At 41.9% G+C, this 17,904-nt stretch carries 14 protein-coding genes; 11 read left to right on the top strand and 3 right to left on the bottom strand.

Annotated elements, in window-relative coordinates:
- Positions 1-181 precede the first annotated feature (181 nt).
- The 9 genes from DFP75_RS01355 to DFP75_RS01315 all read left to right on the top strand — a co-directional run bounded on the left by DFP75_RS01355 (position 182) and on the right by DFP75_RS01315 (position 11,087).
- A complete protein-coding gene (locus DFP75_RS01355; RefSeq protein ID WP_110571705.1) occupies positions 182-1,588 on the top strand; it encodes an ATP-binding protein in 1,407 nt (468 codons plus the stop codon).
- Between the two features lie 18 nt (positions 1,589-1,606).
- The gene (locus tag DFP75_RS01350; protein WP_110571704.1) at positions 1,607-2,287 is read left to right on the top strand and encodes a response regulator; all 681 of its coding nucleotides are present in this window, start codon (positions 1,607-1,609) and stop codon (positions 2,285-2,287) included.
- A gap of 21 nt (positions 2,288-2,308) precedes the next feature.
- Positions 2,309-3,259, top strand: coding sequence for an AEC family transporter (locus tag DFP75_RS01345; RefSeq protein ID WP_110571703.1), 951 nt, complete (start codon positions 2,309-2,311; stop codon positions 3,257-3,259).
- Between the two features lie 83 nt (positions 3,260-3,342).
- A complete protein-coding gene (locus DFP75_RS01340; protein WP_110571702.1) occupies positions 3,343-5,424 on the top strand; it encodes an ATP-binding protein in 2,082 nt (693 codons plus the stop codon).
- A gap of 1 nt (position 5,425) precedes the next feature.
- On the top strand, positions 5,426-6,799 hold the full coding sequence (locus tag DFP75_RS01335) for a sigma-54-dependent transcriptional regulator (RefSeq protein ID WP_110571701.1): 1,374 nt from the start codon (positions 5,426-5,428) through the stop codon (positions 6,797-6,799).
- A gap of 137 nt (positions 6,800-6,936) precedes the next feature.
- The gene (locus tag DFP75_RS01330) at positions 6,937-7,824 is read left to right on the top strand and encodes a helix-turn-helix domain-containing protein (RefSeq protein WP_110571700.1); all 888 of its coding nucleotides are present in this window, start codon (positions 6,937-6,939) and stop codon (positions 7,822-7,824) included.
- A gap of 28 nt (positions 7,825-7,852) precedes the next feature.
- On the top strand, positions 7,853-8,389 hold the full coding sequence (locus DFP75_RS01325) for a flavodoxin (RefSeq protein ID WP_110571699.1): 537 nt from the start codon (positions 7,853-7,855) through the stop codon (positions 8,387-8,389).
- 255 nt (positions 8,390-8,644) lie between these two features.
- Positions 8,645-8,959: a DUF3301 domain-containing protein gene (locus DFP75_RS01320; RefSeq protein ID WP_110571698.1), complete on the top strand. Its 315-nt coding sequence runs from the start codon at positions 8,645-8,647 to the stop codon at positions 8,957-8,959.
- A gap of 241 nt (positions 8,960-9,200) precedes the next feature.
- The gene (locus tag DFP75_RS01315) at positions 9,201-11,087 is read left to right on the top strand and encodes a methyl-accepting chemotaxis protein (RefSeq protein ID WP_110571697.1); all 1,887 of its coding nucleotides are present in this window, start codon (positions 9,201-9,203) and stop codon (positions 11,085-11,087) included.
- An 82-nt stretch (positions 11,088-11,169) separates the two neighbouring features.
- On the opposite strand, the gene gltX is transcribed toward DFP75_RS01315, so the two are convergent.
- Together gltX and xni are read right to left on the bottom strand one after the other, a co-directional pair.
- Positions 11,170-12,654, bottom strand: a complete 1,485-nt coding sequence (gene gltX / locus DFP75_RS01310; protein WP_110571696.1) for a glutamate--tRNA ligase — start codon at positions 12,652-12,654, stop codon at positions 11,170-11,172.
- Between the two features lie 181 nt (positions 12,655-12,835).
- Entirely contained in the window at positions 12,836-13,618 is a 783-nt protein-coding gene (gene xni, locus DFP75_RS01305; protein ID WP_110571695.1) for a flap endonuclease Xni, read from the bottom strand.
- A 121-nt stretch (positions 13,619-13,739) separates the two neighbouring features.
- On the opposite strand from xni, the gene DFP75_RS01300 reads away from it, so the two are divergent.
- Positions 13,740-14,972, top strand: a complete 1,233-nt coding sequence (locus tag DFP75_RS01300) for a hypothetical protein (protein ID WP_110571694.1) — start codon at positions 13,740-13,742, stop codon at positions 14,970-14,972.
- Between the two features lie 198 nt (positions 14,973-15,170).
- On the top strand, positions 15,171-16,499 hold the full coding sequence (locus tag DFP75_RS01295) for a TolC family outer membrane protein (protein WP_110571693.1): 1,329 nt from the start codon (positions 15,171-15,173) through the stop codon (positions 16,497-16,499).
- Between the two features lie 80 nt (positions 16,500-16,579).
- On the opposite strand, the gene DFP75_RS01290 is transcribed toward DFP75_RS01295, so the two are convergent.
- A complete protein-coding gene (locus DFP75_RS01290; RefSeq protein WP_110571692.1) occupies positions 16,580-17,878 on the bottom strand; it encodes a M18 family aminopeptidase in 1,299 nt (432 codons plus the stop codon).
- Positions 17,879-17,904: the final 26 nt, after the last annotated feature.

The following is a 17,904-nucleotide window of genomic DNA, read 5'->3' as shown; positions in this document are numbered from 1 at the left end:
TCATTATTTACACTCCAATCAAGTAGCCAGCTTTCCTAATAAAACAGTATAGTAAATAGACCGTTAGAATAACTTATCAACCAACACCTTAGATGAAGCGATTACACAGCAAAGCAATGATAACAGAGCAAACTGCTTCACTATTTTTAGTAGTGCACACTATAGGATTTCAAACCCAGCTATGACCATGACTAAAGGGTTAAAAATTCGCCATAAACTATTTGCCGTTTTTGTATTAAGTAACGTATTGCTAATAGTGTCTATGTGGCAAGTCTTTCAATGGAGCTTTGATAAAGGCTTCGTCTCCTATGCGACAGAACGTGATCGCGATTTCCTTGAACAAATGGCCAACAGAACAGCCAACCTATATATCTATTACGATGATTGGTACTTCCTGGTACAAGAAAGCCGCATGGAAAGTGAGTGGCAGCAAGCAAAACTTGAAAATCTTCGCGATCTTGTGCCGCCCCCAAGCACACCCAATCTAGATTTAATTTACCCATCACAATACTACCGCCAGCGTTTTTTACTGTTCGATAGCCAGAAGACCCCCATTATCGGCGAAGTTAAATTTGCGGACGCAGAAACGCATGCGGTAAAAGTAAACAAGAAAGTCGTCGGCTATGTGGGCCTTCGATCTATTCGTGAATTAGTTCAGGATCAAACAGTACGCTTTGTGAGACAGCAAGGTGAGGCATTTTTGCTGATTTCCGCTTTCATGCTCATCATTGCTGCACTGTTAACTTGGCCTTTAGCTCAATGGCTAAGCCGCCCAATAACCTCCATGCAAAGAGCAACTAAAAAACTAGCGGCGGGTAAATTTGAGACACGCATCGCTGTAAATGGCTCTGATGAACTGGCAAGCCTAAGTTGTGATTTTAACAATTTAGCCTGTACATTAGAGCATACAAGAGAAGCACGTAAGCGCTGGGTAGCTGACACAGCCCATGAACTAAGAACACCAGTCGCTATTTTACGTGGCGAGATTGAAGCAATGCAGGACGGCATTATTAAGGTAACACCTGACAGCCTTGCATCACTACAGCAAGAAACATTGCACATTGCACGTCTGATTGATGACTTAAACCAATTATCAATGCATGATGTTGGAAGCCTAAGCTACAACATGGAAGACATTGCGATTAACGACATTATTGAACAAACCGTTCAATCTATGACGTTACCTTTCAATGAAGCTGGACTGGATTTGATATTTGAATATTCACAGAAAAAACCTATTGTTATGAATGGTGACGCTGATAGGTTGCATCAGTTGTTTTCTAACCTGATGAATAATTCACTAAAATACACAAACGCTCCAGGGACCTTGACGGTAAAACTAAAAAAGGCGAACAAGAAAGCGATCATTTTATTCGAGGATTCAGCGCCTGGAGTAAGTGATGAGGATAAAGAGAAAATTTTCGAGCAGTTTTTCCGCGTTGAAAACTCACGAAACAGAGCAACAGGAGGCAGAGGTCTAGGTCTCGCCATTTGCTCTAATATTGTAGATGGACATCAAGGCACTATCAGTGCATACCACTCTCCTGATGGTGGTTTAGGAATAAAAATAGAATTCCCTTTAAATTAATATGGAACGAATAACATTATGAGCAAAGTACTAATTATTGAAGACGAACCAAAATTAGCAGAATTAATGGGTGCTTACCTAGAGCAAGCAGGTTATGAGCACCATCACCTTGACCGCGGTGATGTTGCCGTAAACTACATTAAAAACAATGCTGTCGATATTATTTTGCTCGACTTGATGCTACCAGGGTTAGATGGCGTCGAGATTTGCAAACAAGTTCGTCAATTTAGCGGCGTGCCTATTATTATGGTGACAGCCAAAGCTGAAGAAATCGATCGCCTAATTGGTTTAGAAATGGGTGCTGACGATTACGTATGCAAACCATTCAGCCCTCGCGAAATCGTTGCTCGTGTGAAAGCGAACCTTCGTCGAGTTGAACTAGACCAAGCTGAATCACCAAGAACAGACGGTTTTGACCTAGACGTAGATCGCCTACGTGCCACTTACAAAGGTGAGCTGATTGACCTAACGACTGTTGAATTCCAGTTGCTTCAACTACTAATCAAAGAACCGGGTCGTGTCTTTGGCCGAGATCTGATAATGAAGAGCATTTACGCTGACAGCCGTGTCGTAAGTGACCGTACAATTGATAGCCATATCAAGAAACTGCGTAAGAAAATATCTGCCGTAGCGCCAGAGTTAAATGTTATTCATTCCGTTTATGGAGCTGGTTACCGTTTCGAAAACAACGACCAGTAATATCCTGCTAAGGAATAGGCGTTGGACAATTTTTTAGACGTATTGGTTTTTTCATTTTCCATTACATTGCCAATATTCTTAATATTGGCGCTAGGCGTATTGCTACACCGAATACGCCTTATCAATGACAACTTCGTTGATATTGCCTCTAAATTAGTGTTCAACGTCACCCTTCCCGCCCTACTCTTCATTAGTATATCTAAATCAAATATCAGCCAAGATACCGACTTATCACTGGTGATATTTGCCATGCTTGCTGTCACTATCACTTATATAGCTTTAGAGCTATTTATGTCGTTTTGGATAGCGGATAAAGCCGAGCGCGCAGTGCTGGTTCAAGGCGCTTTTCGTTCCAACATGGGGATTATCGGTTTAGCCTATTGCGTAAACGCTTATGGCAATGAAGTATTCTCAGTCGCGGCCGTTTACTTAGGTGGCGTCACCATATTATTTAATATTTTGTCTGTGATTGGATTAAGCCGAGCTTTGGGTAAAAACGCCAGCTTTACAGGCATAATAAAAGGCATCGCGAAAAACCCTTTAATTATCGCCATTGTGGCAGCCTTTGCTTGCACATTATCAGGCTTCACACTTCCTTCTACACTTTATAAGACGGGCAGTTATTTTGCGCAAATGACACTCCCATTGGCCTTGCTTTGTGCGGGTGCGTCATTGAGTTTCAAGTCCTTAAAAAACGGCATGCTTGGCGCCATATTGGCATCAGTCGGTAAACTTGTGTTCATTCCATTTACACTGACTTTTAGTGGATATTTACTGGGTTATCGCGGTATGGAACTCGGTGTATTATTCTTAATGTCTTCTGCTCCAACCGCTTCTGCAAGTTATATTATGGTCAGAGCCATGAAGGGCAACGCCACTCTTGCTGCCAATATTATTGTGATAACAACGATTGCATCCTTGATTACTACAAGCATTGGCGTTACTTTGCTACGCAGTTTTAACCTTATCTAATTAAAGAAAGCCTTTCTTTCAACGAACACGGTTGCCTGTAAGTTATTAGGTCTTTCAGCATAATATAAGCAAGTGAGACACCCTTGATTTCACAATTTCGTAAACATCGCCTTTTTTTTCTTTCCCTTGGTTGTGTCATCCTGACTCTACTGTTCTTCGGTGTAAACACCATCGCCTATCAAGCACTTATCATCAACAAACACTCGGAAGGCCAAGATCAGCTGCTCGATTACGTCATCGAATTACGTAATGAACTAAAAGGCTACCATATTCTGCCCTACGCCCTTGCAGACAACCCAACGCTATTAGACTTTATGGAGAACCCAAAGGACGAGGCGTTAACCCAGCAAATTCAACGACAGCTAGAAGACCTTACTCACGTATCAAAAACATTAGATTGGTTTATTCTTTCCTCACAAGGAGATTTGCTTGTCTCAAGTGAGCAATCCCCGCATTTTAAACTGGACGATTATTTCGACAAACAGAGCTTAAGCAATGTCCTGAAAGACCAACAAGGAGAATATATTCTGGTTTCTGGCTACAACGCTGAGCTATCTAAATCCGCACATATCGTCATGGCGCCGGTTTATACGCCTTCAGGATTAGCCGGAGCAGTTGTTGTCCGTATCAATGTGAACGATCTAATTGAGCGCTGGAACTTATCAGATGATCTGGTCGTGATGACAGATCAAAACAGCCTGATTTTTTTAGCCAGCAAAGTAGATAGATTGCTAATTAGTGACTGGCTAAGCAACTACAGCAATGTGCAGTTTTTAAATAATACTCGCTCTAAAATATACCATTTAAACAATGAAAGTTACTTACTGCAAAATGTCACTTTGGACGATCTAAAATGGCAAATTCACTATTTATCCAATTTGAAAACCATCCAAAAGAAAGCACAGAACATTGCATTTATAAGCTTAGGGATCTTCGCCTTAATCTTTCTATTTTGGCTATATCGAAGAGAACGCGCATTAAAAATCGCGTCCAAACTTGAAAATGAAATCCTCATTGCCGACAGCGCCCTGCGTCAGCGTGCGCTAATTGAAAACACACACGTAGGACTTTTACAGCTGACCAAAAGCGGGGAAATCTCCTTCGCAAACCCAATGGGCCTGAGCTATCTTGGAAAAAGCGCTCAACTCAACGCACGCTATCTTCAGGATTTTTTACCTAATTGCCCCGAAAACCATACCGCACTTACCTTTGTGCAATCGTTACAAGAAGCAGAATCAAAAGACACGGTGCTGACTAGCAACTTGTTAGGACAAGAAGCGATGTTACAAAAAGACGATGGACAACTTTTCCCTGCCCTATTATCTGTTTCACCACTTGAATGGAGCGATTCTCAAGGATACTTGGTGACACTAATCGACATTAGCAAAAGAAAAAAAGCCGAATTGAATTTATTGGAAGCCAACACAAGGCTAGAAGAACGTGTTCTAGAACGAACAAAAGCCCTTGAAGTCGCACAGCAAGAGTTATTAAGAACTGAAAAGCTCGCCGCCATAGGGCAAATGTCTACCGCCATTGCTCACGAACTGAATCAGCCCCTTACCGGCATCAGAACACTTGCTTACAGCACTGAACTACTATTAAAAAGACAAGAACCCGAACAAGCCTTAAAGACGTTAGTTGATCTAGAATCTCTTGTGGTGCGAATGCAAAAACTGACTAGCGAACTAAAAGTCCTCGCCTATCGTCGACCTGAACAACTTATTCCCACATCAATAAAAATGGCGGTCAATTGCGCAATAGAAAGCCTTGGTGATGATGCCCATGACGTACAATGGGATATAGAATTGCAAGATTCAGACAAGGTTATTGCTGAACCGACTAGGTTAGAGCGTATTTTTGCCAACCTTATTAGCAATTCAGTCCAAGCCTGCAATGAATTAAAAATTCCCCCAAGGATTCAAATCGCATTACAAGAGGAAGATGGCTATATCAGCATCAATTATCAAGACAATGGACCAGGTATTGATAAAGCACAATTAGCGCATATCTTTGAACCCTTTTTCACGACCAAGCCAATCGGTAAAGGATTAGGACTTGGTCTTGCTATTAGTGCCAACCTTGCGAAAGACATGAACGGAGTACTTAAGGCAAGCCATAACTCTGCGGCGCAATTAGTCTTCAGATTAACCCTATTAAAGGCCTAACATGGAAAATAACAACACCAGCAATCACATCGAAATTTGGCTGCTTGATGATGACGATATCGTACGTTCAACGACGGCCCAATGGTTACGCTTATCCAGTTACACAGTGAGAGAATTCCAAGACGCTCAAGACCTCATTGACCATTTCAGCGTTGGTTTGCCTTGCATCATTGTTAGCGATATTCGAATGACCCCCATTGATGGGCTCACACTGATGAATAACTGTCTTTCACAGGAAGCTGAACTGCCTTTTATTCTCATCACAGGCCACGGTGATGTCGATACTGCCGTTAATGCTCTTCGTGATGGCGCCTTTGACTTCCTCGAAAAACCCTTTGATCCGAATCGATTATTACAAACCGTAGAAAAAGCCATTCAACTGAGAAAGGTACAACAGCAACACGCAAACCAATCTCAATATTTGGGTGAGTTACATGGCTTGGAAGAAACGATTATCGGACAAAACGAACAAATCATTCGAGTAAGACAGCAAATTCGCACCTTTGCCAGCATGGATACTCACGTCATTGTTTACGGGAAAACAGGTTGCGGAAAAGAACTAGTCGCCAAAGCGCTGCACGACTGCAGCCCAAGAAGTAAACACCCCTTTGTTGCTATAAACTGCGCTGCCATTCCTGCTGATCTTTTTGAAAGTGAGCTGTTTGGACATGAAGCTGGATCATTCACCAGTGCCAATAAACAACGAATAGGCAAGCTGGAGCACGCCAGTGGCGGCACCCTCTTTCTAGATGAAATAGAAAGCATGCCTTTGCCAATGCAAATAAAACTATTGCGCGTATTACAAGAAAATCAGCTAGAACGTATCGGCAGTAACAACACTATACAAATAGACCTTAGAGTGGTTGCCGCTGCTAAAAACGACTTACAGACACTCGACAATTTCCGACAGGACTTATTCTTTCGACTCAACGTTTCTCAGATTCACTTACCAGATTTACGCAGTAGAGGAGCAGACATTCCCCTACTTTTCGAGCATTTCTGCCGTATTGCCGTAAAAGAACGGGGTGGTGATTTCAAACCATTAAGCCCAATAGATCACGAAACACTCACCGTATATGGCTGGCCCGGCAACGTTCGTGAACTCAGAAACGTCGCTCTACGCTATGCCTTAGAACCCAACACGAGCATAGCCAAGATACTTGCTGGTTATCAGGCGCAAGACGACATAGACACCATCACGCCATTACCTCTAAGTGTCAAAGTCCAAGAATTTGAACGCAGTTTGATAGAAGCCAGCATCCGACAACAAAAAGGTAATATTCAGCTGGTCTTGGAACAACTTCAACTTCCGCGCAGAACCCTAAATCAAAAAATGCAAAAATACGGCTTAAACCGAGTCGATTACCTAGATTAATCCGCTATTTAAGCAATTACATCAAATAAAGATATCAACAAAGTGATTCTCATATAATTTATTTAATGAGAATCACTTGCATCAAACCTCTAAAAATACTTTAATGATAACCATTATCGATTCAGGGGCTACATACGATGCAACTAAACATGCAAGACATCTATGACAATAGCGGCAGCATTAGCGAACAGGCGATGCCATGGCTATCTGGTCACAAGCAACGAATTACCCTTCTGCCTAATTTGCACTTACTCAACCAGCATCTAAGCAGTACTGCAGATGTGTCTATTCACGAAAAAGCTCAACCAGGCCTCTTTTTTTCTTTTTTGGGAACAGGCCCAATAAAAACCGTCGAAGATATTCAGTCTGTACAAATTAGTTATCAGGCAAGCGCCATTAGTGGCGACTTTATGATGAAAAAAGGCGAGTCATTTAGTCTTTTGCAGACGCATATTAGCCCTTCTCTTCTTGCGTCTGTTTTGGGCGAGACAGAAGATCAAGTGATTCAGCATTTTGTTGCTATGCGTAACCGGTTAGGCAACGAAAACGCTGTCATCCAACTTCCTGTCACTGGCAATACTCATCCAATATTAACCAATATTTTAAACCACAAAAGCCACTCAATTAGTCTAGCGGGGCATTTGTACTCACTTATTTTTACACTGATCGAGCAGCTGCAAATGCTTAGTCACCTCTCTCAATGTGAAGGTTGTCAAAGTAAGTTATTTAACGCGCAAAACCTGATTGAAGCACCAGAGTTAAACAAACTCGACATTCAACATCTTGCTCATACTGTAGGCTTAAATACAGAAGCATTAGCTATTGGTTTTAAACACCTTACAGGAAAATCAATAGAGAGCTATTTCACTCTCAATCGTATCGAATCAGCGGCCTCTAAACTTCGACAAAACCCTGCGGAAAAATCGCATATTGTCGCTCAAAGCGGTTTTTCTGAAGATCAATTTGAAGCGGCTTTCATTAAATATTTTGGTGTCTACAGCCACCAATATGAGCAAATACACTAAGCATTAAGTTATAGGAAATACATAAGACATGGCTCAATCAACTATCGCCCTCATCTACGGCACAGACACCAACAACACAGAAGAAGTTGGTCACAAGATAGCGAAACAATGGGAAGAATTAGGCGAGCAAGTTGATATATTCAACATAAAAGACATAGAGCTTAGCCAACTAGAACAGTACTCAATGCTCATTTTAGGGATTCCAACATGGGACTTTGGTGGCATTCAATCAGATTGGGAAGACATTGGCGACAATCTAGCAGACTTAGCTCTTGCTGATACGGTTATAGCGCTTTATGGACTAGGTGATCAATTTGGATATGGCGACTACTTTGTTGACGCAGTTGGTTGGCTTTACGAGAAACTGTTACCAACAAATGCCACATTTATTGGTCAATGGCCCACCGAAGGTTATGAATTTGAAGCATCGCGCGCTTGCGTTCATAACAAAGAATATTTTGTCGGTTTAGCAATCGATGAAGACCAGCAATTTGAACTCACTGATCAACGTATAGAACAGTGGGTCATCCAGCTTTACGCAGAAAGAGCAGTAGAAGCCGCTTAAGTTATCGTCTGACTGGCCATTGCAGTAAAAGCTAACGACTAATTTGGTACACCAAACATTCGCTGCCCCGAATGCCCAAATTTAGCTTACTGCAATGAGATAATTTGACGGCTTGCTCTAGCCTGTGTGAAGAACGTGACTACCTCTCCTTTCTCTCCTGCTTGGAGGTAGTCACGTATTTTTCTTTTCTTCTAGATACTATTCGTTATGATGTAAGAGAAAGCATTAAATTTCTTCTACACACAGTTGATATACATGAACCTACAACTTTCGGATATTGTTATCCTGCTACTTGTTTTTGCCGCCATTTATGCATGGTGGCGTAATGCCTTTATTAGAGAGCAAGCTTTAATATGCGCCAAAAAACACTGTGAATCTCTAAATCTACAGTTACTAGAAGACAGTGTAGCAGGGTCTGAATGGCGGCCGACTTGGCAACATGGCCAAATCAAAATAAAGCGCAGCTATAAATTCGAATTTAGCTCTAGTGGTATTGCCCGATACCAAGGAAAAATTAGCTACCTCGGCCCCCATAAAACAGAGATATGGCTAAGCCCACATGACTTTTGAGCACCAAAAGACAACACCATGCAATAAAATATCAACGACAGTCACATTTATTCACACAACAACGACAAGATAAATTCATATTTTTATTTCATTTAATTGCAAATGTGGTCATAGTAGAAATAGAATACATGTGTAAATAAGTGTAATGATTTGATAGACAAAGCGTAAACTTAGGCTATCGACCTAATACCCTCAACTAAAGTCTATCTGTTCCACATATAATAAAAACGCAGGATAAATTATGTTGGCAAACCTTAGTTTTCGTACAAAATTACTTTCCCTACTCATTGCTGCGGTTCTTGGATTCGTTATTGTCACTGCTGTTGCCTTGCAGGGTTTAAACGTCCAAGAAACATCCTCATCAAAATTTGAGCGACTAACAAGCGTTGATAAAAATCTGTCAACGCTCATCATCACCTTGATGGAAGAGTATGAAGCCCTTTCTACAATCAATGACAGCTCCTACGACAGTTATTTAGAACAACTAAACGCGAGCAACGAGTCTTTTATCGCGACGCTTCAAAAAGACCTAGCAAGTCTTCAAGATGAAGGCGCTAAAGAAAACCTTAAAAACATCATCACTTCCTTAGCTGACTACAACGATTCATTAATATTATTGGTTAAGCAAAGACATAAAGTGGGCTTTAATGGCTCATCTGGCCTAAAAGGTGAAATATCTCTTTTAGGTGAAAAAGTGACTGAAGACATTTCCTTCTTAAGTCTTGTTAAGCAAGAATTCTTACCCGTTCGCGAAGCAGAAAAGAACTTTATCTTTGAGCCCACACCAGAAAACAAAGCTTCGTTCATGGAACGCTACGACAAATTCTATAAACGCGTAGTGAACTTTGGCCTAGAAGAGCGTTTTGGTGAAGTTATTGGCCAATATTTTGCGGCGGTAGAAAACCTTAGTAAAGAAAACCAAATCTTAAAAGATCTACAAGCACAGTTCTCTACCAATAAAGCGGCGTTCGCGCAAACACGCTTAGCCACAACCGATTACATGCAGAAAGCCGTACAAGAAGCACGCCAACAAGCTTCTGTAAGTTCTCAGCAAGCCAGCATAGGCCTGATCATTGTTAGTGTGATTGTCGCTATTATATCCGCTCTAATGATGATGGGTATCGGCAGCAGCGTTAACAAAACCCTAAACCAAATCATTAAAGATTTAGGTAAAGTGAAAAGCGGTGATCTGACGGCACGCTTACATGTAAACAGCAAACGTAACGATGAATTTGACTCTCTGTGTAGTTCTGTCAACGAAATGACAAATGGACTGGGTAGCGTTATTGGCGACGTAGTCAACACCACGCAAGGTGTCAACAACATGGTAGCCGAGCTTAATACATCGGTTGTAAACATTGCTCAGAGCAACCGTTCCGTTAGCGAACAGACAAACTCTCTAGCGGCAGCTACCGAAGAAATATCCACCACTATTTCAAGCATTTCCCATACAACAGAAGGCTTAAGCAGTCAGTCTCAGAATACTTATGAGTCTGCCAAAGTGGGTGCAGAAACGATAAAAGGCGCACTTGCAAATCTGTCTAGCACTATCAGTGTGGTAAACAAAACTAGCCAGCAGCTTAACGAGTTAGGCCAACTGTCTAAAGACATCGACAATGTCATTGGTATGATTAACGATCTAGCTAATCAGACCAACTTATTAGCCCTAAACGCAGCTATTGAAGCAGCGCGTGCCGGTGAAGCTGGTCGTGGTTTCTCTGTCGTGGCAGATGAAGTTCGCTCTCTTGCAGAAAAAACAGTTGATGCAACAGCGAAAATTACTGACATAGTAAGCACGATACAGTCGTCTACTCAAACGGCGATTGAAACAATGCAAAGCGGTCAAGATAGCCTGCACTCTATTGAAGAGTTCAGCGAGAAAGCTGAGCTTGCGATTCGAGACATTGAGCAAAATGCACAAACTAGCTCTGCATCTTCTATCGATATGGCAAGATCCATCCAAGAAGTCGCGAAAACCGCAGTTCACATGAGTGAAGAGATGGATAAGATTGCTCAGCAACTTCAACGCGATAACAGCTACATTAACAGCATTGAAGGCAATACCCGCGACATTCACAATCAGGTAAGCAGCCTAGATAAAAAAACGAGCGTTTTCACTACTCGTTAATGCAAGACAAATAAGAGACCAAAAAAACCGGCCTAAAAGCCGGTTTTTTTTATCTCATTTGCTATGAACCAGAAATAACTGATTATGCTAAGTCAGCAAATTCTTTTTCCCAATGCTTAGCTTCTTTCTTAGACGGTCCACCTAAAACATTCACCGCGGTACGCATGCGTGCACGTGAAATATCAGAACCTAGAATCGCCATTGAATCAAAGACAGATACAGAAGCGGTTGTACCAGAAATAGCCACAAACAAAGGCGCAAAGAAGTCCTTAGGCTTAATGCCCATAACTTGTGCTAGCGCTTTCATTTCATTAAAGATGTTATCTTTTTCCCACTGGTTCAATGCTTCTAGACGCCACAACGCGAACTGCATCGCTTTACGAAGCGTTTCTTCTTCCATTTTTATAGAAGAGAAATCTTCTTTCGTAATAGGCAACATACCTTTTAGGAAAAAGCCTGCCACATCCGCAACATCAGAAAAAGTTTCTACTCGTGGCATTACCAAAGGCAAAATCTTCATCAAGTATTCTGGGTTCAGTGCCCATTCAACATATTTCTGAGCAAACGCTTCTGGCGATAGATTCTCGCGAATCCACATACCGTTTAACCAGCTCAACTTCTCAACATCAAAAACAGGGCCACCCAAAGATACGCGCTGAATATCAAAATGCTCAATCATGTCATCAAGCGAGAATTTTTCACGCTCATCAGGCATAGACCAGCCCATACGACCAAGGTAATTGATAACGGCTTCAGACATATAACCCATACGTTGATAGTACAAGATACTCGTTGGGTTCTTACGTTTTGATAATTTAGACTTATCAGGGTTACGCAGTAAAGGCATATGGCACAATGTCGGCATATCCCAACCAAAGTATTGATACAACAATATGTGCTTAGGCGCTGAGTTAATCCATTCTTCACCACGAATAACATGGGTAATTTTCATCAAATGGTCATCTACGACGTTGGCCAAATGGTAAGTTGGCATGCCATCAGCTTTAAGCAACACCTGCATATCCACTTGAGACCAATCGATTTCAATTGTGCCACGAAGCATATCTTGAACCACACAAACGCCTTCTTCAGGCACTTTCATGCGGATAACATAAGGAACACCTGCATCCAGTTTCGCCTGAATCTCTTCTTGGCTCAGCTTAAGCGCTCTACCGTCGTACTTTTGCGGCAGACCTTGTTCTTTCTGCTCGATACGCATTTGATCCAACTCTTCCGGTGTTTCAAACGCATAAAACGCATGGCCTTTCTCGATCAGTTCTTGTGCATACTGAGCGTAAATATCGCCTCTTTCACTTTGACGATAAGGGCCGTATTCTCCCCCAACATCTGGACCTTCCGCCCAATCAAGACCCAACCAGCGAAGCGCATCCAAAATCATTTTTTCAGATTCTGGCGTGCTGCGAGTTTGATCCGTATCTTCAATACGTAAAATAAACTTACCGCCCATTTTTCGAGCAAACGCCATGTTAAATAGCGCGATATAAGCAGTTCCTACATGCGGGTCACCTGTTGGTGAAGGTGCAATACGTGTTCTTACCTCTGACATAACAATCTCATTTATCTGTTGCCTGAAAATATCACTATTATAAGCCTCTCACAGCCTGTGAGTAAGAGGGCTGAACTATCTTTTCCGTTTAGATGTTTGATATTCATGAAACTTTACTTGTGCAGCCACTAAGCGCCGAAGAAACAAGTAGATAAAATAGCCAATAGCCTGCGCTGATTACTTATTTGTGCTGATAACGGAGCTGAGAAAGGCGAACGCCAATATCTACATCGGTTTTTAATGCCACCAAGGATCGTGACAAGAGACATTGTTCATATCCTCCCGCCAACATTTTCTGAGTCCGTTCCGAAAAAGACGCCAAATTGGCATAAATATCTTCAATTGTTGGAAACTCTCGAATAATGCCCAGTGCGGTTTTAGGACCAATCCCCTTCACCCCTGGAATACGGTTTGTTGTATCACCAACCAAGGCCCAATAATCAGTTAACTGATGAGGTTCCACACCGTACTTTCCAGGCACCCAGATTTTGTCATACCCCAGCTTAGCGAAATAATCGTACTGTAGAATGCGATCGTCCCCCAGCAATTGAGTGAAGCCTTTGTCCGTGGAAACAATATAAGATTTGACATTATTCTGCGCTGCTTTGACCGCCAAAGTGGCGATAAGGTCGTCCGCTTCCCAGCCATCTATTCTCAAACACGGCAGATGATTAAATCGAAAGACACGGGCAAAATCCGCTAACGATTCCAGCAATGCATCGTCCATGGGAACTCGGCCAAGCTTATACTCTGGATAGACTTTGTGACGCCACGTTTTACCGTTGGAATCAAACACAACCACAGCATATGATGGTTCAAACTGATGAGTTAACTTCGCCAAAGCTTCTATTGCAATGCTTTGTGTACGTTCCACTCGACGCTCTAAATCTTGCTCGGATTCTAATGCAGCATAAAGTCGACGAATTAAATTTAAACCGTCAATAATGAGTAATTTTTTATCCACACCAAACCCTTATTTTTACTTCTTTGCTTTACAGACAAAACTTTTTATTAGGGTAACATGAGTAAACATGCACCACGATAACTAGTATGATGATATTCCAATAACACAAAAGGACTCTGTTATGAAAAAGCAACCAGCCTACTTGTATGTAAGCGTTCTTTTAGGCACGTTAACTCAACCTATTTTTGCCACGCCAATCGACGCGGTCATTGGTTTAAGCAACAGTCAAATAGTCGAAAACAACCCAACCATAAGCCTGTCTCCAATCTCAGGCACTTTGCTACCACTGCAAGATAACTTCGCCCCCATTACCCATTTACAGAATGATTCATCAACCAATTGGATTAATGAAGTGGGACAAGAAGTCAGAGTAGAGCATAAACAAAGAGACCTAAGCTACACAGGCACTCTCACTCAAATACAACAAAATAACCGTACCATGTGGCTGTCCATAAATGGCCGCCTAACACAATTACCGCTGGATGATTTCTACCTAATTCCGCTGACAAAATCGGAACCCCAAAAAAACGCAACAGCACTTACCTTCCCTGTCAGCTATCAAACCAACCAGCTTTCTTGGTCACCACAGCTCAGCCTAATATTTGAAAATGGTCAGGTGACTCTTTCGCAACAAGCTTTATTGAGCAATCACTCCAACACACAGATTGATATTCGAAAGAGCTTATTACACTACTCAAATAACATTAGCCCGCAGCGCTTTAAAATAGAACGCAGTTCTCTTGCCATGGGTGACATGAAGCAAGAGGTAAACTATCAAGACAACGAAATAAGTTATCCTTTAAAAGAAAACGCTCTTTCTATTTCCCCCTATTCCAATACCTTAATACCGTTACCGAGCAGCAACAGCGAAATAGACAAACAAGTTCAACAAGCCAGTTTATATACCTATGGAAACAGTTCGGGAAAAATCGATCTAACCTTTAATAACACCGTCCATTTTTCATTGCCTAAAGATGGCTTCCCTGGGGTATATAAAACCTTCTGGAAAAAAGAAGGTTTACTGATTCCGGGCAACGAAATCACATTAAATACCGTTCGCGCCAACAACCCTCTTACCGTGACGACAAACAAAAGCCAAGATGTAACCGGTTACCTTACCCTTGTTAGCTCTACATCCGAAAAACTTCCCACGACACAGGTCTGGACTGCCACAATAGAAAACCATTCCGATAAAGCACAGCACTATTCAGTGGAACACAGTACAAACAGTCTTGTAGAGTTATTAGCGGGCGACGCGGCAACACAGACAAATGCCAAAGGCATAAACCTTAGCGGTAATATAGAAGCGAATTCAACGAAGACAGTAACCTATAAAATAGAGCTGAAAAACTAATCACTACAAAATAAAGAGAAATGGGGGCCAACCCCTCATCTCTCTTGCATTAATTTTTCACAATCCGATCCTAATTAAAATATTTCGTTATGATATGGTCAATAGTCATAATAGATATAGCAACTTAGGTACTGCCACAAGTTAAAAACTTAAGGTAGTATTATAACTATATTTCATAATACGAGCCCACAGAGATCTATGAAAAAGCATATTATATCATCACTCATTGCCGCAGCAGTGCTATCCAGTGCGACTGCAAACGCTGAAAGCATTTATCAAGTATACAAATTAGCTCAGCAACATGACCCAAGTCTTAGAGCGGCAGCTGCCACTTATCAAGCGCAAAAAGAAGGCGTAACAGTTTCCAAAGGGAACCTATACCCAAGCATCTCTTTTAACGGCAACCTTGGTTACGATAAAACAGACACTTCTTCCGCTGATTTTGACAGCACCTCAAACTCCTTGGCGTTGCAGTTAAGTTACCCAATTTACTCACCTGCTCTTAGTTATGCTGTTGACTCAGTTGAATTAAGCTCGAAAAGTGCTGGTATTAGTTATGAAAATGCCTCTGAAGATCTTGCTCTTCAAACGCTAACCGAATACTTCAACCTGTTAATTGCACAGTCCACCTTGCAAACAACAGAAGCTTTAGTAAAAAGTACAGCAAGTCAGCTAGATCGCGCTAAAAAGCAATATGAAGTAGGTTTGGCGTCTATTACTGACCTGCAAGACGCACAAGCGGAATATGACTCTGTTCGAGTAACGGAACTAAGCGCACGCTCTAGTGTGTCTTATGCTCAAAAAGCCTTGCTCCAAAGAACAGGACAAGAGATCAAAAACATTCCTCAACTGTCAAAAGACTACCCTATTCGCTTAGACCCAAATATGACAGTGGATTCTTTGATTGCTAAAGCGAAAATGGATAACAAAGATTTGAAAATTCTAAGCCTTTCATTGGAAAGTGCAGAGAACAATATCAATATCCAAAAAGCCAATGGTCGTACACCAACTGTCGCCATCACAGGCTCGCTATCAAGAACAGACACGGATTATAGCAACAGCGCCCCTGCTTCCATGCAAGACGGCGTCACGAACAATGCTTCCGTCGCTCTAGGCGTTAGCATTCCGCTTTACAGCGGTGGTGCAATCAACGCATCCATTCGACAAGCAACATCACAAGCCGAGTCTGTTGCTGAACAAAGAGCAAGCTCTATTCAGTCCATTGAGCTGAATATCCGTAGCCTATATCTTGATTTACAAACAGCCGTTGCTCAAATCGAAGCACAGCAGCAGCTAATCCGCTCTAGAACCAGTGCCTTAGAAGCAACAAGAGCTGGCTATGATGTGGGTACTCGTAACCTTGTTGAACTATTAGATGCACAATCTAATCTGTTTAATGCGCAAAATACTTACGAACAATACCGCTACAACTTTGTGTTGAAAAAGCTAAATCTTCTTGAAGCCACTGGCGACCTAACAGAAGACAAGATCAAAGAGCTAGACAAATGGCTGGTTGCTAAAAACTAACCGACTCAGTCTTAGCGAAAGAAAAAAGCCGTAAAACACTGTTTTACGGCTTTTTTATTGGCTTCAACACCCTGTCAGTATTATCGAGTTATCAACTTTTCTCGTTTTGTGAATCGAGCCAATACTTTATATAAACCATAAGCATCTTTGCTGCCTGCCAACTCACGAATTGAATGCATACCAAATGTTGGTAAGCCGATATCAATGGTAGGAACACCTATCTCGCCAGAAGTAATTGGCCCAATTGTGCTACCGCACGCCATATCACTACGAACGACAAAGCACTGTACATCGTAATTTTCTTGCGCAGCGATATCACGGTAAATGCTTGCTGTTTCACTGTTTGTCGCATAGCGCTGGTTCGCATTGACCTTAATAACCGCCCCTTTATTGATAGCAGGCGCGTGATTTTTATCGTGCTTGTGCGCATAGTTCGGATGCAATGCATGAGCATTGTCTGCAGACACCAACATAGAACGCTGAATGGATTGAACATATTGCTCTGGATCGGGTGTTAAACGGTGCAATACATCCTCTAAAAATGGCCCATTTGCGCCACACGCAGACAAACTACCAATCTCTTCGTGATCGGTGCAAATAAGCAAGCTTGGACGCTGTGAGTCACTATCTAATAGAGCCTGCAACCCAACGAAACAGCTCAACAAATTATCCAAACGAGCGGAGCAGATATACTCTTTATGCAAACCAACCAAAGCGGCTGGCTGAGTATCATAAAGGCTCAACTCGAAGTCTAAAATAGTAGCAACAGACAACTCTGGGTATTGCTTTTTCAGTTGCGCTTTTAACAATGAATGCAAATCGAATTCGTTTTCTGCGCCACAAAGAATAGGCAAAATTTCTTCTTGTGGATTCACAGAGAAGCCTTCGTTTGCCTGACGATTCAGGTGAATTGCTAGGTTTGGCACGACCGCGATCGGATCTTTAAAGTCCACTAAGCGGCTGACAATTTTACCCTCTTGGTTTTTTAAAGTGATACGACCTGCAATCGATAAATCTCGATCCAACCAAGTGTGAAGTAAAACCCCGCCATAAACCTCGACACCCAACTGGTGATAACCAAAACGATCGACTTGCGCATTCGGCTTCAACTTTAAGCAAGGACTATCGGTATGGGCACCAATCATTCGCCAACCAGTTTGATGCATAGTCAGCTGAGGCGTCGTAAAAGCAATTAAGGATGATTCATTACGCGTGACAAAATATTTCCCACCTTCCTCAATCACCCAGTTATCTTCTTCTAATAACTCGACAAAACCTTCCGCAAGCAAGGCGTTACGCATGCTGTCTGTGGCATGAAACGGCGTTGGGGAAGAGTGAAGAAATGACAGTAAAGAATCATTAAAGTTTGAAAATTCCATAATATCCTATAGCACAATGCTTTAAA

The organism is Marinomonas alcarazii, from assembly GCF_003208215.1.
GTDB classification, from domain to species: Bacteria; Pseudomonadota; Gammaproteobacteria; order Pseudomonadales; family Marinomonadaceae; genus Marinomonas; species Marinomonas alcarazii.
Note: the sequence above shows the minus strand (reverse complement) of the source record. Positions and strands in the feature narration are given on the sequence as shown.